The organism is Puia dinghuensis, assembly GCF_014642875.1.
Taxonomy (GTDB): domain Bacteria; phylum Bacteroidota; class Bacteroidia; order Chitinophagales; family Chitinophagaceae; genus Puia; species Puia dinghuensis.
Window position 1 is genome coordinate 826,256 of record NZ_BMJC01000005.1, and the last position, 21,769, is coordinate 848,024.

Genomic DNA, 21,769 nt, shown 5'->3' on the forward strand with positions numbered 1-21,769 from the left:
TTATTTAGTATACACTGACGCCAGGTTTGATCCGTTTGGAGACCACTCTATTTTCACGTAGAACGCTATCCACTGCAACGGGCATCATCACGCCTGAGAATATGGAAGATTTCGTACTGTTAAGGTAACACTATAGCATCCAGGATATTGCTTTCATTTCTCCTGTCTTCAAAGACTGTTTCCAGATTGACGCCGTCCCTGGTCCTGTAAATGTTGAATCGTCCCGAACAATACAAGTAATCGCCGACAACACTAAACCACGTAAAATCCCTCTCGGGAAAATGCTTTAACCAAACATTTTTAGCCCCGGATTGAACATGGTATGCGATCACCTGTCCAAAATCATTTCTCTTGACATGCTTATAATATAACAAAGTGCTTGCGTCCTTCCAATACGCGGAATTATCCTCGTCGTCATTACCAAACAATTCATCCCGTTTCGGAGCGGCACTATCGATCACCGTTGCCTGCCCCTTCAAACGGTCGTACAACACCAATCTGAATCTCGGGTTTTTTTCCACATCCCGGGTGTCGATAAAAGAAACCCATCGCTCATCGGGCGAAACGGTCAGATTGGTAACATTATAGCCGCGCGGGAGGCGGAGAGGCTCTTTTACGAGTGTCCGCAAATTAATGCGGCAAAATTGAAGGCCCGGGGAAAATCGGTTGTCGTCAATGCCTTCCTCCCGGGAAGGGTTATACAGGACGTAAACGAAGTCGCCCCGCACGAAGAATTCCAAAATAAAATACAAATGGGCATATAGTAGTCTGCTTTCATTCTGGCTATCCAGACTGCAGGCATAAATGTTCTCTCCATTTGTCCAATACAACTTGGATCCATCCGCAATTCCCCATCTCTGCAGGTGGTGAAATTGGCTCTTGTCGGTTGGCGCATAAGACCCGATATATCTTGATATCTGGCCGTCCTTTGTTCTTACAAAGGAAAAATAACCGGCACTATCCGTCTTCCGGATGACGATTTGCTGGGCGGAGACAACGCCGACCGCGCCCAACAAAAGGACAATAATAAATACTAGTTTCACAACTTTGTCATTTAAGCATATAATATGTCTTGGGATTATCCATTTCATGTGGCGGACCAAAATCAAGGATCGAGGTCTTGAAGAGATTCATATATGCTTTAAAAACCATCATTTCTACCACCTTGGCCATGAGAAGCTTAGTCGTCAGCTTCGTCCGATCTATCTGCACCTTGAAATTTTGGACTCCATGCATCACCTTGTTGAAATCAGCCCACTGGTCGGGATTGATCAACAGGCATCCTTTGGAAATAGCGACCATTTGCCCTTTACTGTTCTTTTTCACTCCGGCAAAACCATCGAGGTTACTCCTGTGTATATAAACTCCGTCTACATAAGTCTTTCCGGTGTAAGGATCATACCCATTCATGGCCGGAACACCGCGTGTATCATTCACGGCCCAATTAGACGCCAAAGGACCGGTTTTTCCCGGATCGCGGTAATTGGCATCATACATGCCATCGGCCACTACGCCGTAATGGTCAGGGTCCGAACTCATGGTATATCCACTGTAATGGTGGACGTCATTTGCCCCGTCGGGTCCATATACCGTCACTTCGGCAGCGACTGCACCCCAGGTGTTGAACTTCCCGTTAGCATCCAGTTTTTCGGCTTTTGATCCATCGAATTCCACAACGGCCGTGACGCCCTGCAGTATCACGTCATTCCCATCGGCATCTTTTACCCCGGTATTATATTGATTACCATCGTGCCAATGCCAGGTCGCATCGGCATCTTGATCGCCCGGGTCTTTGTAATAGAACCAGTCCTTCCCATTAGGGTCCACCAGCAGCATCGGGTTACTGCCCACATAAAGATAAGGGGAGAACTGACTGTAATCGGCAGCATGCGGATCGATCACATTCCATCTGCCGATTTGCGGCTCATACATCCGGGCTCCATAGTCGTATTCTTCCAACCCACTTCCATCACTAAACTCCTGGTTCTGCAGCTCCTTCCCATTATACCTATACCTGTTCTGCGCATACTTGGTTTTCACGGCCTTGCTGCTGATGCCCGCCATCGTCAGCCCAAATGGGTAATAATGCGTCTCTTCCAGCAAAGGCCCGTGTTCATGCGTCACCTGAAAGTTATCGAAATATACGAGGTTATTGCTCTCGTTGCTGAGATAAATATACACATACCCATTCCTGGGCGCCACCTTGGCAGTGGCCCCTATCCGCGTGACGGTCTGACCGCTGCCTTCAGTTGTCAGCTCGACCAGCTCGCTGTTCTGCTGGACGAACTTAAACTGATCGTCGAAGAACAGGATATTCAGATAGGCCTTGGGGTTGAGGTCGGTGCTGCTGCTGGTCTCCGGCGTAAAGAACCCGCTAAAGATCGGATCGGCATTCAGGTTGCCATTGATGGTGGCGGCACTGCCATGTAAGGGAGCGGGCGCCAGCGAACCGTTCAGCAGGGTGAGCAGGCTCGACAACACGGAGTTGAGTCCGTTGGCGCCGCTGTTATCGGTGGTGGCGGTGGGGATATAATAGTCCACCTTTATATCCAGCAGGTCGCCGGCCATCACCTTGTCCAGCTTGCCCGCCCCGACCGGCTGGGTGGTCTTGCTCAGCACCTGCGCCTGGTTGCCATTGGTGTTGCTGGTGAAAAAGGCGCCGGGCCTTGCCGTCCGCTGCACATCCACATTATTATAATAGATCTCTTCGGTGCTGACATTGGCATCCTCGAAGTCCACGACGGGATATTGGTCCTGGGCCAGCTCGTCGGTGAGCACCACCCGCACATCGCCCAGGTGGTCTTTGACAAAATAGTCATACACAAAGTTGCCCGTACCTCCGCCCGGAGGGATGACATACCGGGTCCGGCCTTCATCGTGGCCGAAGAACTGTAATACATCGGCGTAGGCCGGCTGGGTCGGGTCACCGGTCTTAGTCTCGTATACGAATTCACCTATATACCGGGTCGTGGTGGTGATGGTGCTGCCTGCCACGCTCTTGTCCACGACGATCTTGTCCAACTTGTTCCCCACCGCATCATAGGTATAGCTGATGGTCCCCTTGTTATTGCCCTGAGCATCCTGGAAAGGCACCTGGGCAGGCAGGTTCTGGTAGTTGTAGCTGATAGCGCCGCCCGAGGTCTGGTCCAGCCCCGTGGCGCCGGTGATGCGTTTGTTCAAGTCGGTGATCATGTTGCCGTTGAGATCATAGCCGTAGCCCGTCGACTGGATATTGTTATCGGTAAAATCCCCTAAATGGTAATTTGCACTAATGCCATCGCTCACCGTCTGCAGCTTATTGCTGTTGGTGAAATACGAATAGGCGAGGTTATCTATCTGGTGACTGCCGTCGAGGGCAAGTCCCCATTGCTGCATCTGCACGATATTGCCATTGGCGTCATAGGCCTTGGTCGGATCGAGCCCGTCCCCCATATAGGCATCGAAATTGATGGCCGCGTTATCCGAATAGAGGCTGCCGTCATACTGCGCAAAATCCCCGCTCATCAGCCGGTTGGCATCGTCATAGGTGAAGCCGTACGACCGGCTTTCGCCACCGCCCTTGCTGCGCCATTTCACCCCCGCGATATTGCCGTTGAGCTGGTTGCTATTAAAGCCCCAGTCATAGTTCAGCTCCATGCCGAACCAATGGGCATCGGTGCCTCCCGGTGTACTGTAGTCCTTGTTGATCCCCTGCAGCCAGCCCCGCACATTGTAGGTGTAGCCCAGCGTCTCTAAGGGAGTAGCGGTATAGGTTCCGTCCGATGCCCTCGTTTGGCCCAGCCGCTTGGACACCAGGCGTCCCAGCTCGTCATACTGATTATTGGCGATCAGCACCTGCTTCGTATTGTCATCATTGATCATCTTGTGGGTTTGCAGCAGCCGGCCTGCATGGTCATATAAGTGGGTGGTCTTCACCGTGGTCTCGGCTGGCGTGCCGCCGGGATTGTTGAGGTCGAGATAGCTGCACAAAACCTTGCCCGTAAAATCGTAAAGCTGAGTAGTAATGTCGTTACCCCCCTTTTCATTGTCTGCCTGTGTCTGGATCACCCGGCCTTTGTCATCATAAAAATCCACCGTCGCCAGGAAGCTCCCGGCTGCCAGGTTATTGGGGTCGCTGATGATCCGGACCTTAACCCCCGTCACCATCCCGGTCGTCCAGGTAGAGGCGGCGGTGGGCGGGGTCTCCGCATGCAGGTTGGTGCCCGCATCCAGCTTGCTGTTATAGCCGCTGTTGAAGGTTTTGGTGGTCCAGCTGTAGTCGTCGTAATAGGTGTGGGTGAGCGACACAAAGGTCGCTCCGGCCGGGATGGGGTCTTTATCGACAGATCGGCCCTCGACAATATGCACCGGCTCACCGGCCCCATTGACGATAGTGGCGCTGAAAGGGCCCCCGCTTGGTGTGGAAAACCCGGGCGCCAAGGTGATGCTGTGCAAGGCCTGGTAGTTGCCGGTGGTATTGGGACTGGCCAGCGGCGGCAGGTCCCACTGTAAGCCCGAAGGTTGCGCCGGCGTAACGGTAGCGGTGGTCACCGCCTGCTGGAAGGACGCCGGGTCGCTGCCGTAGGTGGTTATTCCCGTGATGATGGGCCGGTCGAGGGGATCATACAAGGAGGTCATCCACTGGCCCTTTGTGCGTAGATTACCGTCCTGGGTGAAAACCAGCCGGTCGCGCGTGTCATAGATGAGATACTCCCATCCTGTACCAGGCGTCTTTTTGGCGATGAGCCGGCGGCGGCTATCAAACTCATAGCGAAAGCACAGCTCATTGAGGATACCGGTGGCGCCGGAGAGTGACCAGCTACCCTCGAGGGCCTGCACGGCTTTGGGCGGGATGATGAAGCGCAGCTGGTTCAGATCATCATAGATATAATAGGTGCACAGGAACCCGGCATCACCGCTATAGTCGGATGCGATCGTCCCCGCCTGCACTTTTTTCAAGATCGTTCTTCCCAGCATATCCACGTAATCCACCTTGACATGACCCGCCTCATCGATCGTTATATTCTTATGCAACACCCCGGCGCCATAGGCCCCGGCGGAAACCGGAATGTTCGTCGTGACATCATTGTTGGAGTATGTCAGGGCATTACTGCTGATGTTCCACTTTTGCACTCCGTCGGCCGCCGTATTCTCCAGGTATTGCTGTCCGATGCCGACCCCGTTGCCTGCCCAGCTATTGCCAGGCGACATCGATAGTACCGGCCGGCTTAAGGGCGAGGACTCGAAATTGATATTGCTGTAGAACACCCCCTCGGCCGGAGCAGTATACTGAGCGGAAAGATAGGCCTTCTGTTCGTCGAAAGGGTCGACCCGGAAATTGCCGTCCGTCGCACCCGACACATAGGCCAGATACTTGTAGGCTTCGCGGCCCATCGCATCGTATTCCATCGGGGTCACCAGGTCTATCCCTGCCGGGGTTACCTGCCGGCTGACGGTTTGCGCCGGCCTGCCCAGGCCATCGAGATACTGGTTGTTCTCCTTTACATGGAGATAACCGGCGGCCAGCAGGTCGACCGTATTCTGATAGGGTCCCATCGCATCCAGGGTGCTGATGGAATTTGCAGACGCGCTGCTGCCATAGGTGCCCGGGGTATGCACGTTCGAAGCCCCCGGGATCGTAGAGGCGGCGTTGGGCTTATTCGACTGTCCCAGGACCGTTGCCGTCCCCGCGAATAACCCTACCGTTAGCAGGAAAAATAAAGCGATAGATCGCATAGCAATTATTTTTTAGTCGTTGTCTTCGTTAAAGGCAATGTTCAGTGTGTTCTGCATGATCGTGATATTACTCAGCGTCATCGTGACCGGGAATTGGTAAGTAGCATACTTATCAAAATAGATCGCATGCTGCACCGTATTCCCCGCTCCGCCGGTAGCGTGGATGTCCACGTTATACACCCCTACCGGTATCTGGCCGAGGGACATCCCGGCAGTAGTGACGATCGCAGGGATATTATAGGTATACAGCACACCCGTCGATACATTGGTGAGGTTGACCACAAACGTGGTATTACACTCATTGTATTGAACATTCAGGTTGACGGCCATCGGGCAGCTTTGCGGCTGACCCGTATAGTTGTAGCAGATGTGCCTGACGATGTTGTGGTCCTTATCCCTCACCTCGATGAGGCGGCCCAGTGCGTCGTATGAATAGTAGGTGACCTTGTTGTTCACGTCGCAGCTGCTGGTCATCCCGATAAAGGGATTATAGGTATAAGTCGTCATCTGTGCGCCGGCAGGGTAAAGCCGCAGCTCATCGATGAGGCTGGTGCCGACGAATTGGATAGTAGTTGTACCCGTGATCGTATGCTGGTAATACGTCCAGCCATTGATCGTGGGCCCCTGCGAAACACTGTTCGAGCTGAGGTAGTTGGTGCCATCCGTTACTCCCAGGGGGCCGGTACTGTTCTTCATCCAGTAGGAAACGATATAGGAGGTGGTACTGGTCAGGCCGGTTTTGGCGATGCGGATGTCGCTTCCCATGTTATAAGCATTATTGCCGGTGGGCGAAGTAGGGTCGGCGACATATCCCGCCGTGCTGGCAATACCCCAGCCGCCGGTGCCATCGGCCTCGAAGGAGCAATACGCAATATCAGCCGGGGAAGCATTGGTTACCTTGGCAACGGGATAGTCTTTGGCATAATCATAGATGTAACTCATGTGATAGCCGTCCTGTTTGGACACATCCTGTACACTCCCCAGGTTGTCATAAGCGTAATAGTGCAGCCGGGTTTGAGGCGTAGTATTGGCAATATTGCTCGTGGTTACCGTTTGCGGCTCAATAATATTGTTACCCCAATTGAAGTAATTGTTATTCAGTTGTTCCAGGAAAGTATTGGTCGTGAGATTGGTGCTCGTTTGCTGGATGATGGGGTCGATCTGGTGGCGGGCAACCATGGCGTCATAAGGGGACGTGGAAGCATTATCAGGAGGATACTGGTAAGCAGTCCTTAGCGTCTCCCCCTTGCTGTTGAGCACTTCCGTTCGGGTGAGCAGGGCCGTCGAGGGGTTGTCGTAAAAGTAATTGGTCGTGGTCACGATCTGGTTGCCATTGGCGTCCGTCTCTGTTACCTTGTCCGTTGCTTTATAGTTCCAGCCAGCAACGACATCATACCGGCCAAAATACATGTCCTGCGGCCGGCCTGTGAAGTAATGGACGATCTTCAAACCTGAAATAACCTTTCTGTTGTTGCCATCAGTGACAGGATTATAGAAGCATTCCACTTTCTTCCTCGGCACGGTGTTGTTGGTCGCATCATAGTACTCCTCGCTGGTGAGCAGTCCCCGCTTCCAATCGAGGTTGGACGCGGGCGGATAGGGGTAAGCATGGTTAGTAGGGGTGATATCGGCTGCCGCAGTCCATCGAAATCCCCAAGTACTTTGATTCCAGGCAGTAGTCGACGCGGTGCAGGGGGCTGCTCCATCTCCAAGAAAACAATAACCGTACGCCTGGCTGCTATTGACATCCGCATAGTCATCGGGGGAAGTATACCGGTAGAGTTTGTATCCCATCGGCAGGACGGAACAGGTGTTGTCGGTACAAAATTGTTCCTGTACTTCCTTGTATCCGACGAGGCTGCCATTGGTGGCCCCCAACTCATACTTCGACCCGGAGGTCAATTGCATGGTCTTCGTTATAATATTAACCAGGAAGTGAGGAAGATACAATCCTGCGGTCTTATCATAAAAGATATCGCCGGAGTTGTAAATGGCAGTTTGTTTCCAACCTGCGTCAAAGTACAGCGGGAGGTCAAGGATAGTGCCGGAGGAGAGCTTGGAATTCTCCATCATCTTGTAGACATACCGATGGATCACCGGAGACGACAAATTACTGTAATCGCTGATCGTTCGTATCCGGATGCCCCCGAGGGTGCCGTTGTACTTCACCGATCCGTCGGGGTTGGTGACATAATTTCCGGACTTCAGGTCGTAATCGTGGGCCTCATATTCAAAAGCAGTATAGCCACCTGTTGGATAGTTGATCTGGGTCAACATGGCCGTCTTGGCATAATTGAAGTCCGGCGTGCGGTCGGCGCCGGCATAGAGCAGGTTCGCCAGGCCGCCGTTGTACCACGTGATCGATAACGGAGTGGTGGACCCGGGAGTAACGGGATACGCAAAATAGCGTTGGGTGATGACAAAGATCTGCTGGCTTTGGAAATACGGCACCAGCGTCGGATTATTGCCTGCGTCGACATTCACCTTGCCGTTATAATACCCCCAATGGTCCTGGCTGCTGGACAGTTTGGAAGGGATGGGGTGGGTATTGTCATAGGTGAAGGTATACGGCGGCTTGCTGATCGTGCCATCCCCGCTCTGTTCGGTGACGGAGTTCAACCGGAGCCGTTGCATCAGGTAAGCCGCACCGACATCAGGGCAAACAAAATAATCCGTGTTGAATATGAAATTCCGGATGGGTCCGCCGGAATTATTGATCACTATCTTTTCCAGGGCCATAGCAGCCGTAGGACCACTATTGGCGTCGTTGGCATCGCCCATGTCGGCCCTCACCTTGGTTGCAATAAAGTCTATGCTCCCGTTGGAGAAAGAGATATGCGCCAGCCTGTATCCGTAGGTGAATATCCTGGCGCCGCTTACCGACATGAGGCCGGCAGGGTCGAATGCGGTAGCCGTCGACATATCCCATTCGAGACATTGGGTTTGTCCGGATTGGTTCACGAAATTTTCGCTCGCATAGGTGAAGGACACCTGGTGACCGGTAGGAGATTGTATTGTGCTCAGATACCAGGAGGAATTATAGGGCGGCTGGTGGGTCGATCCACTCCCGTCCTTCTCATTCCCCGCATACGCGCCGAATACCAGATTGCTGACCATAGTGTTATCGACAGCCCCGCTGCCGCCAAACGTATACTGGGTGCCGTCGGCCATTGTGACTGTCCATGCGGTGATCCCGGAGGTACCCAAAGTCGCCTGTATCCTGATATTCTCGAAGGGGATGGTATAGGCATTCCCATTCTGGTCGAGAACGAATTTGCCGGAATGTCCGTTGAAATTATAATAATAAAGGTCCGGCTCGGAGTCATAAGAGCCGTCGGTGACGTTCTTCGCAAACTGACAGGCGGCCGCCACATCACATATCGCTGCATTCGGCCCCAGATCGACCGGGTCGAGCAGCAGGGCTGGAATGGCGTTCTCCTGGTTGGAGACGCCTTGTCCATTGAACAAATAGCCAAATTCATCCGGCTTGCCTCTTACCGCCCGCGTGATCACGCCGCCGGCATTCAGGCTCCAGCCCAGTCCTACCCAACTGGCCTGCTCTTCCACTTTCAGCCCGGTGGCATGATAAGACAAGGAAATAGGCACATGGATGTCTCCCTCCGTTATTTGCCAAAGCGGAACAGTGATATCCGGGACACCGGTATACTTGCTCACCGGGATATCCCCGTATTTCCCCAGGGCGGCGGCGGTGGGGGAAGGTGGGATGGGCTGAGGCAGGGCTATCTGGTCAGAGCTCGTTTGTGCACTGGCAGAAGCCAGGAAGATCGTGTATACCGCGCAAACCAAGAGCGATCGGTAGAGAGTAGCGATTGTCATATTCACCAGGTAATTGCTTTTTGGAAAAAGGATGATCTGATTAAAAAGAATAGCCTACCCTGAACACCCAGGGTTGCGTCGCCGGCACATGCTGACGGTACAGGAAGTCGTAGAGCAGCTGTACATTGCCGTTGAGTTTCCTGCCGGCCTTGTATTTCTTGCTCAGCCCCAGCAAGGCGCTCTTCTGCCAGGCGTTGTAGCTGCTCAACGCAGAGAGGGTGCTGACCAAGGGTTGGTAATTCAGTTCGGCCCCGCCGCTGACCCAGAAGCTGCCTTTCAGCTTCCAGTCCAGGTAGCTTCTGAACCCCGCGCCCTGTTCGCTGATGGCGATATGATGGATATCCCGTCCCCAGCCCATTCTATAGCTGGCGCCGATGCCCACCACGCTTTTGTCATTGAGCTTATAGCCTACCGACAGGCCGAAGGCGGTGGTTGCCGGGAAGAAGGAATTGCTCTGGGTCGTTTGCGCATTGATGCCGTATTCCAGCCGTTGCCCGAATTTTTTCGTCTTTTGCCCATTGGGTTTGAAGTTCGGCATATCCTTGTCGCTGCCGCCTGCGCCATCTCCACTGATGCCGCCGCTACTGCCGGTGCCGCTGCCGCCAAGACCGCCGGTGAGGCCGCCTGTGCCGCCGAGGTCGGTGGTCTGGCTGAACTTGTCCTTCAGCTGAGTCAACTGTGAAGCATCGCCGCCGCCGGTAGCTTGCTGTGCCACCTGCTGCAGATCGGGCACCGAGCCAAAGCGCTGGGTAAGCTCTTTGTTGAGATCATCGGCGGTGGGCAACCCCGGAATGGCGGCGCCCCCTGCTGTAGGAGTACCGCTGCCCGGCAGGCGGAACAAACTTCCCAGCTGCGAATTTTTGGCGAAGAAATCCCTGAAGGCCGGGAGGTTGGAAAGGGCTTCCATTGTCTTTGCCTCTATCTTTGCGGGGTCTTCGAATGTCTTTTTGTATTCGGCTACCTGGGCCTTGTAGTAATAAGCTGTTCTTTTAAACTGGTCGAGCTGCGCCGTCATCCCGAATTTTTGCAGCTGCTGCTGGAGATAGGCCTGCCGCTGCGCCAGGAACTTTTTGACTTCTTCTGCCTGGTTGAGCCTGCCTTGCAACTGGTCTACACCCGCCACGGCATCTTTTACCTTGGCGGATAATTCCTGGTTGGGCTGCTGCAGGAAGCTGAGCGCTGTCTTCATGGAATCCAGGTGCCCGCTGTAGACATTGCGCAATTTATCCAGTTGTCCCGTGCGCTGCTGCAGGCTTTGTTGAAGCTGCTGATAGCCGGCTTGTGAGCCGGCAAAGATCCGGCGCGCGGCGGCAGAATCCTTTTTTTGCAATTGTTTATTGAGCTTGTCTTCTTCCCTGGCCAGGCGTTGCAGGTACTGCCGGGTGGTTTTATCCAGGTCTTCATCTATCCGGTGGGTCTTGCGGTCCACCGCATCGAGATAGGCTGTGGGGGCTGACCCTCTTGGGGAGATTGATTCAGTCGGGGTCGATGACTGTCCATAGGAGGATATGTGACAGAAGAATACCAAGAGCCCAAGACAGGCAACCACTCTTTTCAGCATGGACGACGGGAAAGACCCGCCTTTTACGCAGGCATTCATCATACGGTTAGGTCGGTTTTACGTGTGGATAAAAACGTTATTCCTCAGGGTAGGATCAAATCGGTAGAATGAAAATAGAGGATTTTTCGCTGTCTCCAAATCGTGATACCGTCGCGACTGGCAGAGGCCGTTCGGATGCGTTGCACCGAAATGTACAGGTGTGTTGAAAATTTAAACGAGTGTGTTGAGTTTAGTGACGGACGTGCGTGTGTTAAGAAATTGATATCTTGTCTAAAAGACGCCTTTTATTTTCGTGATCGACACTCCCAGCACCTTGCGACAGATCATATCCAGTCCCGCCTCCGACCCCACAAAATGGAACACGCTGTGCCAATGCGTCAGCGACTGCCCCGGGCCAAGTAAAGCCGCGGGCGAAACGCTTTCTAACTCATAAAAGGGCCCCATCTGGCTGCCGTCAGCGAGGGGGCCGTCATTGTACGCATTCACCGCATCTCCGCTGAAGGGCGGCTTGACGGTATTCCATTCCTGGTTGAGATAGCGGGCGTTGCCGTCCACGTTGAACAACGTAATGGTCAGCACATGATGCTGCGGGTCATAGCTGCCAGCTACGGGCTTTGCTCGCTGCGGATGGATTCCCAGTTTGCCGCGGCTTTTGCCATCGGCCTTGAAGAAGAGGATATTGTCCTGGTATTTGATTCGATCGGCGGAGATCTCACCGAAATAATCTGTGGTAGCGGGTTTTGACGTATCTCCGCTATATGGAATGACGATGGTCGTGGCAGGTGATGGATTGAACATATCCAGCAGCCACATACAGGGCATGCCGGTGGTTTCCGTCCAGGCTTTATCGCCGGTATTGGTGAGGGTATTGACGGTGCGGTAGCCGACGGCTTTCACATCAGCATCCGCGGTAAGGGAAAGCATACTATCGATTTTGGCGCGATCGAGCAGCGTCACGCTCCGCTCGATGCCGATGGACAAAGTCGTCCCTGCATAGTTGATAAGCGTCATAGTCTTCTTCAATCGAACCGAACGCTCATCGCGCCCCGCCACCGTCCAGGCTTCCGTGTCAAAGGCCGCAGGTGTCTTCCAATTGGCAAACTCCATCTTCGCGCCCGGCAGAAAGAAAAGCGAGAACTTTCCGCCTTCTGGTCCCAGCCAGAGCCGGTTCTCACCGCCATAGGCATTCATATGCGGATCGGCAGGTCCTTCAAAAGCCTTGTAATGTATCCAGCCAAAACTGGTCCCACTGTCACCAGCTGCAGTAGAGGTGAAAACTTTTCCCTGGTATTTCGGCGAGACGACGACGCGAGCTTCGCCGGTACCCAGCACGATCACACTGTCGTGGTGTTGCAGGAAGGAAAGATCATAGGCAAAGCTGCCGGGCGACGCTTCGACCGAAGCGGCGGCTGGCGTGGCAGCGGGCTGTGATCCATTATTGCAGGAAGATGCAAGCATAATGATGCAGGATGTGGCGGCAAACAATCGGGTATTCATACCAATGAAGGTAGGAAAAAACGGAAACGGCCGCAAACGACACGCACAACAGGGGGTTTTACACGCTTATGCATAAATGTCGGATAAACCAGGGAATATGATATTTTAGAAGTTCCATTAAACCTGGATCATATGCGAAATCTTATACTCTCCTGTTCGCTGCTGCTGGTATTGGCAAGCGGCACGCTCTCCGCTCAGAACACCTATCCCTGGCCTTCTTCCGGCAACATCGGCATCGGCACCACTACGCCCGACTGGCTGTTGACAGTCAATGGCGGCACCCACCTCGGCAACGATCTGAATCTCACCCGCACGGATAATTTTATCTATGGCGCGTCCATCGTAGTAGATAACAACATCTCCAAAGCCATTACTATCCAAAAGGTGGGCGGGGGCAACATCGATCTCATCAATCTCATGGCCACGGGCATCGGGCTGAATGGCACTACCGTCGTCGGCCTCCCCATGGGCAGTCCCAGCAACATGTCCAAATTCAGTGTCTACACTAATTCGGCCAATGATGGCATCTGGCTTTCCCATGACGGTTCTTCGTATGGCGGGTCTTCCGGGTTCGTCAATATCCATGGCCCTTCCATGGGCCAAGGTTCCTGGAATGGCATTACGCTCAGTGGAGATGCCGGCATCGCTTACGGCACGGCCAACCAGACCACCGGTAATGGATTCATCATTGCACCGTGGGCCGCGGCTACATCGGGTCTGCGGCTCGACAACAAGGGCAACGTCGGCATCGCCACTTCCAACACGCAGGGCTACCAGTTGGCGGTGAACGGCCAGGCCATCTTCACCCGCGCCGTGGTGAAGCTCTATCCCGACTGGCCGGACTATGTATTCAGGAAAGATTATCGCCTTCCCTCTCTTGACAGCGTCGACGCCTACATCCGCACCCACCAGCATCTTCCCGGGATGCCCACCGCTGCCGAGATGGCCAACACCGGCCTCGATCTTGGCGCCACCCAGACGGCTCTCCTGAAGAAGATCGAGGAGCTTACGCTCTATATCATCCAACAGGACAAGACCATCCAGGACCAGGACCAACAGCTCGAACGTCAAAGCAAGGAAGCGAAAGCGCTGAAAGCAAGGCTCGACCGGCTCGAACAGCGCATCAACCACCTATCCGCCCAACGTTAAGCAATCGTATAAAAAAAACCGTCCCTGGACGAAGAGACGGTTGGTGCGAAGGTTATTTCGGGTCCTGACCAGGGTGGCCGCCAGGTCTTCGCGGCGCCACCCGGTCGCAGGATAGGCAATCGGCTATGGTTGGTAATCAGGACACAGTCTATGGCTTCAACTTTTCCGAATTATTCTTAAGGTATTGTTCCTTTGCCAGCTCGAGCGTCTGCGAAACGGTAAGATCGCACAGTGCGCCGATCTTGAACAGCTCCCGCATCTTGAACTCCTCAACGTTCTCCATCAGGAAAGTAAACCGGGTCACCTTTTTTCCGCAATCCGCGGCAACGGTCGACTTGGGAATATGGTTGAATATCTCATTCAGCGACTTGATGGCTCCATCATTGACCATTGATCTGATGGACCTATAGCGAGGATCACGGCTCATACACAAAGAAAAGATTTAAATTAACTATAACTACGTCCATATCATCCCATTTTTCCTGCCACTTATTCCCTTTTTTTGAGTCATTCCTACCCTTTTTTTCGGCCTGTTAATCCTTTTCAGGCGCGGGTTTCGAACGATTATGGACGGACAACGAATTTACTAAATTTTTTAGTTACTAACAACTATTATTTTTAGCATTTCTGGTCCCAAAACTTGCGCGCATATAAAAGGCTTTGTATCAACCTATCATATCTAATAGCAAAATGCAATACTCTTTGCCTTTTTTCCCGGCCCATGTGGCACCGTCGTCATTATATAGAATAGTGGTGTAACATCGTTACGGATGGAATGGTCGGTACTTTTGAACATCGAATCGGTCCAATCATTGAGATGGGTGACGATGGCCTTCTCTTCTGCATTTAACTGGCTGAAGGTCCTCTGCCGAACGAAAAGCCCCTGGTCGATGGGCGCTGGATTATTCACGAGTTGAAGATATTCCCAATACGAGTTGCCCGACCAGACCAGGCCGATTATGGCTGGGCCAGCCGGATCGACCCCTTCCAGAAAGGTATAGTCTGCGGTGCCGCAGAGGTTCATAAATGGGTCTGTCTCCCTTATTTTTCTGATCACTGCCGGTTTAAGCTTCTGGCTGAGATCGACGATGCTCTTATACTCTGCTTTCTCCTTGCGGATGTTATTGTAGCAGTCCTTTTCGCTTTTGTACAGGGGCAACAAGCAGCTGCTGGGGTTTTGAGAATATATGGTGCAGCCGGGGATAAGGAGCCAAAGGAAGAAGCAGGCGGTTCGTTGGATGGGGTTCATGCTCTGAAGATAGGGTTTATAGAAATAAAAAAAGCCCCATCTTTCGATGAGGCTTTCAATGAATATGGCAGCTACCTACTCTCCCGCATTGTGGTTCGCCAATGAAACAAGTTCGCCGATCGAGGAAGTCATCGATACGTCACCAAAGATCTCGCAAACCGTAGCCGTGTCCTTTTTCAACCTGTTTTTCACTCGTTCCAGATCCGGACTCTTTTTAGAAAGCAATGCTTCAAAGGCGTACATCCTGACAACCGGTTTTTCGCTATAAGACAGGCGAACCCATACCGAATCAGGAGCGATTCGCAAAAGCGTTTTGTAAGCGTCAGCCGCCGGATTATCCTTGCCGGTAATCCCGACTCCACCGATTATTACACAACTACTATACTCAAGATCAAAAACCAACTGGTGGATAATCCTCGAAGATACTGCCGATTTACCCCCACACCCTACCAGGGCGGCAACAACTAGTAGACAATATTTCATTTACAACTATTTTTTATTTCATTCCTCAATAGCCATGCGAGGCCGGGCGCGATCACCCGGCTGAGCCAGATCGAGGAGGAAAAGGCGTTGGCGTCGTTGATCGGGATCCATGAGTCAATATGTACTGCGGAAGGGACATGTTCACAGCTATTGAATACGACGATGAGCAAGAATAAAACAGTGCTTTAAGCATTTTTTTCAAGGTATGCTTTGATATCATTACTTAAACTTGTCCAATATTCTATAATACTCCGACTTCGGATTGTGCTTTCTCCAAATAGCCATTTCCAATTTTCCTTCTATCTCAAGATATGGTGAATCAGGGTTAAAATAATAAGCCTTTACCCTGTAGCATTCTATAATGGAACTCAGGCACGAATCTAATGAATCAAAAATAGAAGCAGTACCTTGAAAATACGGATTTGAGGGCGAATAGTACATAATCATACCACGAGTGACGGATCGCTTTTGAGTGTCGATTAGATAATAGTCACCGCCGCCACTCCCAAACAATGGGAACAGACCTTTCGACCAATAACTTTTTCGAATAGCTAGTCCAAGATAGTCGTCGATAGCCAGGTTAAGCGAGACAAAAACTCCTAATTTAAAAAGACGTAGTTCTCCGATAGGTGTCGATTCGGAATCCTCGTCATTGATTCCATTTTTCCATTCATATAGAGAGTACACTTCTTTTGGAAGAGAAACGTCAATATCCGCCAATTTTAGGCTGTTGTCTACATCGCTTTTGGAAATTCCCGGCTGCAAGTACGCCAGGACTGGAGACTTCGATTTTTGCAGCTCAAGGAGCAACTGCTCACATAATTCAACTATCATACTTACCCTATTGTAATCCCAAATGTAAAATACTCAATCAATTCGACTAGGAATCTATCTCCCTCGTTACCTACTCTCCCGCATTGTGGTGCAGTGTGGTCGGATGGAGCCTCGCATTTATCATGCTCGGGTTCAAATCGTTATATATCTCCTTAAAAGAATGCGAAAATATTTTTGGCGAAATCGAAAAGGGTAGTATATTTGTATCAACCAAACGGTTGAACCAAATGGATGACAAGTGTACAGAATCAGTGATCTTTCGGGCGGCAATAAAGATCTTCCAGAAAAAAGGCCTTGCCGGGGCAAGGATGCAGGAGATCGCCGATGAAGCAGGGATCAACAAATCTATGCTGCATTATTACTTCCGCAACAAGGAAAAGCTCTTTCTGGATGTTTTCCGGTCCTCTCTCCAGGAATTTACCTCGGGCCTGTATTCAATTCTCAACGAGGATGGGCCCTGGGAAGATTCGATAAGGAAGCTGTGTGGATATTACGTCGATTTTATCAACAAGAATCCCGATCTCCCCATGTTCCTTATTAATGAGATGCATCAGAACCCGGACGAATATCTAAAGATGGTCCAGTCCGATGAATGTATCCTTAAATCGAAGTTCTTCCAGCACTTGAAGGAAGGAATGGAAAAAGGAAAGATCCGGAAAGCCGACTTGTCCCATTTGTACGTGTCCTTGATAAGCAGTATTGTATTTCCCTTTATCGGGGGACCCATGATCCGGAAAACGGGCGATATCTGCCAGGGCAGCTGGTCGCAGTTTTTGCAGCAGCGGAAGGAATTTGTGAGCGATATGCTGATCGTGTACCTGAAAAGCGTTTAAATTTTTTTTGCCCTCATATCAACCATTTGGTTGAATCAAACGGTTGATAGATGAATAGTTTAACAATAGCTGATTATCAAATCATTAGAACAAATCTTAAGAATAAAAGCATGGTTTATGAAACATTTTTTACGCCTTTCGATCCTTCTGCTCTCACTGCAGATCCTCACCAGTACTAACGCCAACGCACAGCAATCAACAAACGCACAACGATCCACGAACGCGCAGCAATCCACAAACGCAACGATCCCCACGCTCAAAGCAAAGGAACCAACCGAATTGTTCAGGTTCTTTTTCGATGACGATTACTTCAATTTCTCCGGCCGTGGTACCGACCGGGCCTATAGCGCTGGCACCCGCCTGGAAGTCTTTTACAAAGAGAACAAGCCTTCTCATTTTTTCTTAGACCGGGCCATGCCAAAAGCAGGGGACAGCAGCGTCAATGTATTCGGCTGGGGGATGATGCAGATCATGATCACACCCGATAATATCTCCCGGGCGGATTTTCAACCGAACGACTATCCCTGGTCGGGCGCCCTCTTCGCCACCCATACCCTCTACTCTTACAATGAGCAAAAAAAATACGACCTCCAAACCGAGCTGGACATGGGGATACTTGGACCAGCGGCGCTGGCAGGAGAAACCCAGGACTACGTTCACCGGATGATACACTACCGGCGCCCGATGGGTTGGGATAATCAATTTGGAAACAGCCCCTACGTGGACGTCAGCCTCACTGCGGAAAAACAACTCCTGGGTTTTCAGGGGCTGGTCGAAGTCATCGGCGGCGGCCAGGTGGTCGCGGGCACGGGAATGAATGCCGCAGCGATATATTCTTTGATCCGCATCGGCAAAATGACCCCCTACTTCAAGGGATTCCTGAAACAATACAGCAGCATAGGGTCGAGAAAGAAGGTGCAATTCTATTTCATCTTCAAACCCGAGATGCAATATCAGCTGACAAACGCGCTGTTTGAAGGCGGACTGTTTTCTTCCAAACCATCCATGGTTGTCAAGACCGGCAAAAGCACCCAGGTGGAAACCTATCATCTCCTCAACCCTGTTTTATATAGTTTCACTTTCGGACCGGCGCTTGTTATAAACCATTTTACGATCTCTTCCACCCAAACCTCAATCACCAGGTATCTGAAAGGTTTGTATGATCATACCTATGGGAACGTTACGCTGTACTACAGCTGGTGAGACGGCTCTTGTCCGCGCCATTGTGGTGCAGTTCCATCGGCCATGAGGGGCTTAACTTCTCTGTTCGGCACGGGAAAAAATTTTGATTCCTGGGGTTGGGAGAGTTTGAGGCATATCCGCCAAATATCCGCCATATCCGCCATTTTTTAACCCAAGAGAAAGTCGTGTCCGCGTAAATCGCACCACCTCACTGTGCCTCACTCATCCTTTATCTGCCAACAAAAAATCAACATTCAATAAAGCATCTCTCGTTATTCCCCACTCCTCAACCGTACAACTACTACTAAAGCGCCACCGTTCTTCCATAAACCCCATCATCCTTTTACCTCTAGAAATAATTTCGTTCGCAGTCCATTTATTATAAGAGGCTACCTCAATCTCACTATAAGACCCATTAAAATACCCAACCTCATCTCCTTTCGCATTTAAATGCCTCCGCTTAAACTCGAAACACTTATTTTGCAACTCCGAATTTTTTGATTGAGCCAATAAAACCAGATTTCCCAAGCTATGCAAAAGATGCTTGCGCTGCTTCTTATCAAAGTCTCCAAAGCTCTCTTTCCAGCACTCGTCGTTGGGTGTTCTCGGGTATATGTGTTCTATGGTATCCTCCTTCTTCCGTTTGTTAAAATCTACCCAACTTACCTTTTGGTTATTATTTGCCTTCCTTTGCAAATCCAACTCATATTCATAAAGGAAATATCGCAAGCCACTCCACGAATAATACCCCTCTTCCTTTTCGGATAATTCACGAATGTGATTGAAAAACTTTTCTAGGTCAAACCAGCCATGATAAATGTAATTCTCACCTTCACCTTCTTCTCCTTGCGCCATCATTTCAATTTCTTTCACAACATAATCAGTATCTATTTCTTCTTCATTTAGTCCGTTAAAAGAAAAATAATAGCTATTAGCAAGCCTGTAGAAATAATTGTTCTTTGTGTTGGATGGTCTTTGGGTAAGTTCAAAAACAAGGAAAACAAACTGTTCTGCCGCTTTAAAGAGGTTTAATAGTTTAAGTTCTATTGTCCCTTTTGTCATAGCAGCCATCAATAAGGGAGGAAAAGCTCTCATACGCAATCGGTTCAACTTTTGAATCCATTCTTTTGTCTCATCTGTATACTTTGAAAGTTCAGGGTTGAAAAGATAAAACCAGTTCTTAACACACTCTCCCAGGCTATCGATATAAATTTTTATTTCAGAAAATCTCAACTGTTTAGTTATAATATTCTGAGCTGTGAACTTTTCATGTAGCAAATATTTTGCATAAGCTTGCGATTCGCCTCTTTCATATTTGAAGTACATAATCCAATGATTATAGAGAAATTCATCATCGTCTAACGTGTTGTTTTTATTTTTACCCAAATACTCATAAATAGTTTTCCATGTTTCGTTAATATCTTTTCTCAGTCTGTTTCTATTTTCAACGTCATCATCAAGAAGGGTGGACAGATAAATCAATCTATTTTTTAATAACTCCAGGTTTGAAAGAGGCTTTCCTCTATTGTTCATTGTTTCAAATGTAATGTAGATATCCAATTCCTCGTCAATTTCATAAAAATTAAATTTTAGTTTATTTACAACGCGTTTAAATATTTCTTCCCGATCGGCATTGCTAATGTCTTTAAATTTGCTTTCAAAATAGTCTTTTGCAAATTTCAAGTTAGCTGTATAAAGGGTTACCTCCGGAAATTTATCTGAGGAAGACGACTTTTGTTCTAATATCTTCGTCTTAAAATATTCGTCACTAGGGTTATCTTTCTCATATCCGAAAATGTATGATTTGTAGTTTTCCCCGAACTTTTCGTAAAGAAATCGGCTGGTCCAGGCCTCTTTTGTGCCGAAGTTTATTCCTTCATCAGGTTCAAAACACTTTAATAGCTCATTTATAAAAATTATAGATGTAGTAAGTCGCTGTTGACCATCGATAATATAGTATGCGGAAAATCCTTTTTCCAATAACCATAAATCGTCTTCCCACTTCTCGATCCTTTCAATGTCCTTTCTACAAATAGGTTCAACGGTTAAGAGACCAGTATAATGAACCTTACCGGTTTTTAAGTTTATAATATCATCCCAAAAATCTTCGAGCTGTGTTTCCTCCCAGGAATAGCCTCGTTGAAAATCTGGAATCCGGAAAAATTTCTGATTGAATATTTCCGTCAATGAAAGCAATCTATTATCTGCCATAACTGAATGTTTTCGAGTTAATTTGGAACTATCCATGAGAAAGAGCCATTCCTTTCCTTTGCCAGTTCTAAAGGACGGCATTACGCAAATGGTCGAATATGTTCACTATGTTTTTTCAAATTCCATGTAAACAATCCTCCACAATCACTAAGTTTATTGCATCTCTCGCATTCCGGCAAATAACTTTGCTTCCAATCTGATATAGACTTCTTTGCATATTTCCACAAGGCCTCAGGCAGAACACAAAGCTGACTATTGTAAATGGAAACATTCATGCCCTGGCCAGAAAGGAATTCCACGGCTTCGCCCAACTCATCCATATAATCATGCGGATCGATCCAAAGTTTATCAATATTATAGGGTGTATAGCCAATATACTCCAATCCCATAAAAGTTATATGCTCCACAAAAGGCATATTTTTATAAATATACCTTGACAGCCTGGTAAGTCGGGGGATAGATTGTTGATGCAGAACCACCCTTATCTCTATACGCTGATCATATCTTGCGAGATTATGAATACCTAGGATCGTCTGATTAAAAGCATCCTTTGCTTGAACAATGTAATCGTGCATTTGGTAATAATCCGCATACACTGGAATCCCAAGCATCAGCCGGTTATATTCAAGATCAGAGAGCTTCTCGGCAAGGTTATTCCACGCGAACGATCGACCATTGGTCAGAACATGTACCTCTGTCTCAGGCAATTGATCCTTAATAAGTTGCAACAGTTGAAAAAAAAGCTCCCCCATCAACGTCGGTTCGCCACCGGAAATCATCAGTTCAAAACAATCCTTTGGGATCATCGGGATCATCTTTTCGTAAATACCATACAGTCTGTGTGTATCATTTCTGTCCCGCGGCGGCTGCGAGCACATCAGGCAATTGCTGTTGCACCTCTCTGTCGCCAGCAGGGTATTATGAAAGGAGTTGATCCGGTACAATGTCTTTATATTTCCATCCTGGCTTACAACAACAAGATCACCTTCATTTAAATGCTCAAATGAAGGGACTTTAAATACGACAGGATGGTCTCCCTGCCAATCAGTCGATTCCTGGTTAGTGAGAACGCACGCGAATTTTTCAATCCTGGAAGAAGGCAGCCCGTTTTCGCAGATGAGAATAGAATTATCGCCGGTATAACCAGCATTCCGCGTTATCCTGCCGACAACCGGCTCCTCAATATTTATCGAAATTCCTCTTGTCCGTAATAGCATA

The 21,769-nt window shown here is 49.7% G+C and carries 14 protein-coding genes; 3 read left to right on the forward strand and 11 right to left on the reverse strand.

The window, feature by feature from the left end:
• Window positions 1-119 precede the first annotated feature (119 nt).
• The 5 genes from IEY39_RS25085 to IEY39_RS25105 all read right to left on the reverse strand — a co-directional run bounded on the left by IEY39_RS25085 (window position 120) and on the right by IEY39_RS25105 (window position 12,610).
• Window positions 120-1,043, reverse strand: a complete 924-nt coding sequence (locus tag IEY39_RS25085) for a hypothetical protein (RefSeq protein WP_188936817.1) — start codon at window positions 1,041-1,043, stop codon at window positions 120-122.
• A 7-nt stretch (window positions 1,044-1,050) separates the two neighbouring features.
• The gene (locus tag IEY39_RS25090; protein ID WP_188936818.1) at window positions 1,051-5,715 is read right to left on the reverse strand and encodes a DUF6443 domain-containing protein; all 4,665 of its coding nucleotides are present in this window, start codon (window positions 5,713-5,715) and stop codon (window positions 1,051-1,053) included.
• A 12-nt stretch (window positions 5,716-5,727) separates the two neighbouring features.
• On the reverse strand, window positions 5,728-9,552 hold the full coding sequence (locus IEY39_RS25095; RefSeq protein ID WP_188936820.1) for an RHS repeat domain-containing protein: 3,825 nt from the start codon (window positions 9,550-9,552) through the stop codon (window positions 5,728-5,730).
• A gap of 40 nt (window positions 9,553-9,592) precedes the next feature.
• A complete protein-coding gene (locus IEY39_RS25100) occupies window positions 9,593-11,155 on the reverse strand; it encodes a hypothetical protein (RefSeq protein WP_188936822.1) in 1,563 nt (520 codons plus the stop codon).
• A gap of 228 nt (window positions 11,156-11,383) precedes the next feature.
• Window positions 11,384-12,610 carry a DUF6786 family protein gene (locus tag IEY39_RS25105; protein ID WP_188936824.1) on the reverse strand — a complete coding sequence of 409 codons (1,227 nt, stop codon included), beginning with the start codon at window positions 12,608-12,610 and terminating at the stop codon, window positions 11,384-11,386.
• Window positions 12,611-12,742: 132 nt separating this feature from the next.
• Between IEY39_RS25105 and IEY39_RS25110 the strand changes: the two genes are divergently transcribed.
• On the forward strand, window positions 12,743-13,759 hold the full coding sequence (locus IEY39_RS25110; RefSeq protein ID WP_188936826.1) for a hypothetical protein: 1,017 nt from the start codon (window positions 12,743-12,745) through the stop codon (window positions 13,757-13,759).
• Window positions 13,760-13,907: 148 nt separating this feature from the next.
• Here IEY39_RS25110 and IEY39_RS25115 read toward each other — a convergent pair whose 3' ends face one another.
• The 4 genes from IEY39_RS25115 to IEY39_RS25130 form a co-directional block, all read right to left on the reverse strand.
• A complete protein-coding gene (locus IEY39_RS25115) occupies window positions 13,908-14,186 on the reverse strand; it encodes a hypothetical protein (RefSeq protein WP_188936828.1) in 279 nt (92 codons plus the stop codon).
• A gap of 252 nt (window positions 14,187-14,438) precedes the next feature.
• A complete protein-coding gene (locus IEY39_RS25120; protein ID WP_188936830.1) occupies window positions 14,439-15,008 on the reverse strand; it encodes a hypothetical protein in 570 nt (189 codons plus the stop codon).
• Window positions 15,009-15,083: 75 nt separating this feature from the next.
• A complete protein-coding gene (locus IEY39_RS25125) occupies window positions 15,084-15,491 on the reverse strand; it encodes a hypothetical protein (RefSeq protein ID WP_188936832.1) in 408 nt (135 codons plus the stop codon).
• A gap of 219 nt (window positions 15,492-15,710) precedes the next feature.
• The gene (locus tag IEY39_RS25130; RefSeq protein WP_188936833.1) at window positions 15,711-16,325 is read right to left on the reverse strand and encodes an SMI1/KNR4 family protein; all 615 of its coding nucleotides are present in this window, start codon (window positions 16,323-16,325) and stop codon (window positions 15,711-15,713) included.
• Window positions 16,326-16,552: 227 nt separating this feature from the next.
• Here IEY39_RS25130 and IEY39_RS25135 point away from each other — a divergent pair, with 227 nt between their 5' ends.
• Together IEY39_RS25135 and IEY39_RS25140 are read left to right on the forward strand one after the other, a co-directional pair.
• On the forward strand, window positions 16,553-17,158 hold the full coding sequence (locus IEY39_RS25135) for a TetR/AcrR family transcriptional regulator (RefSeq protein ID WP_188936835.1): 606 nt from the start codon (window positions 16,553-16,555) through the stop codon (window positions 17,156-17,158).
• Window positions 17,159-17,275: 117 nt separating this feature from the next.
• Window positions 17,276-18,361, forward strand: a complete 1,086-nt coding sequence (locus IEY39_RS25140) for a lipid A deacylase LpxR family protein (RefSeq protein WP_188936837.1) — start codon at window positions 17,276-17,278, stop codon at window positions 18,359-18,361.
• A 201-nt stretch (window positions 18,362-18,562) separates the two neighbouring features.
• Here IEY39_RS25140 and IEY39_RS25145 read toward each other — a convergent pair whose 3' ends face one another.
• Both IEY39_RS25145 and hxsC read right to left on the reverse strand, forming a co-directional pair.
• Entirely contained in the window at window positions 18,563-20,551 is a 1,989-nt protein-coding gene (locus tag IEY39_RS25145; protein WP_188936839.1) for a DUF262 domain-containing protein, read from the reverse strand.
• 80 nt (window positions 20,552-20,631) lie between these two features.
• The gene (hxsC, locus tag IEY39_RS25150; protein WP_188936841.1) at window positions 20,632-21,768 is read right to left on the reverse strand and encodes a His-Xaa-Ser system radical SAM maturase HxsC; all 1,137 of its coding nucleotides are present in this window, start codon (window positions 21,766-21,768) and stop codon (window positions 20,632-20,634) included.
• Between the last annotated feature and the right edge of the window lies 1 nt (window position 21,769).

What these genes read in the sequence shown, in the direction of transcription:
- IEY39_RS25090 (WP_188936818.1), bottom strand. Translation starts at nt 5,715, where the DNA reads ATGCGATCTATCGCTTTATTTTTCCTGCTAACGGTAGGGTTATTCGCG.
- IEY39_RS25095 (WP_188936820.1), bottom strand. Translation starts at nt 9,552, where the DNA reads ATGACAATCGCTACTCTCTACCGATCGCTCTTGGTTTGCGCGGTATAC.
- IEY39_RS25100 (WP_188936822.1), bottom strand. Translation starts at nt 11,155, where the DNA reads ATGATGAATGCCTGCGTAAAAGGCGGGTCTTTCCCGTCGTCCATGCTG.
- IEY39_RS25105 (WP_188936824.1), bottom strand. Translation starts at nt 12,610, where the DNA reads ATGAATACCCGATTGTTTGCCGCCACATCCTGCATCATTATGCTTGCA.
- IEY39_RS25110 (WP_188936826.1), top strand. Translation starts at nt 12,743, where the DNA reads ATGCGAAATCTTATACTCTCCTGTTCGCTGCTGCTGGTATTGGCAAGC.
- IEY39_RS25115 (WP_188936828.1), bottom strand. Translation starts at nt 14,186, where the DNA reads ATGAGCCGTGATCCTCGCTATAGGTCCATCAGATCAATGGTCAATGAT.
- IEY39_RS25120 (WP_188936830.1), bottom strand. Translation starts at nt 15,008, where the DNA reads ATGAACCCCATCCAACGAACCGCCTGCTTCTTCCTTTGGCTCCTTATC.
- IEY39_RS25125 (WP_188936832.1), bottom strand. Translation starts at nt 15,491, where the DNA reads ATGAAATATTGTCTACTAGTTGTTGCCGCCCTGGTAGGGTGTGGGGGT.
- IEY39_RS25130 (WP_188936833.1), bottom strand. Translation starts at nt 16,325, where the DNA reads ATGATAGTTGAATTATGTGAGCAGTTGCTCCTTGAGCTGCAAAAATCG.
- IEY39_RS25135 (WP_188936835.1), top strand. Translation starts at nt 16,553, where the DNA reads ATGGATGACAAGTGTACAGAATCAGTGATCTTTCGGGCGGCAATAAAG.
- IEY39_RS25140 (WP_188936837.1), top strand. Translation starts at nt 17,276, where the DNA reads ATGAAACATTTTTTACGCCTTTCGATCCTTCTGCTCTCACTGCAGATC.
- IEY39_RS25145 (WP_188936839.1), bottom strand. Translation starts at nt 20,551, where the DNA reads ATGGCAGATAATAGATTGCTTTCATTGACGGAAATATTCAATCAGAAA.
- hxsC (WP_188936841.1), bottom strand. Translation starts at nt 21,768, where the DNA reads ATGCTATTACGGACAAGAGGAATTTCGATAAATATTGAGGAGCCGGTT.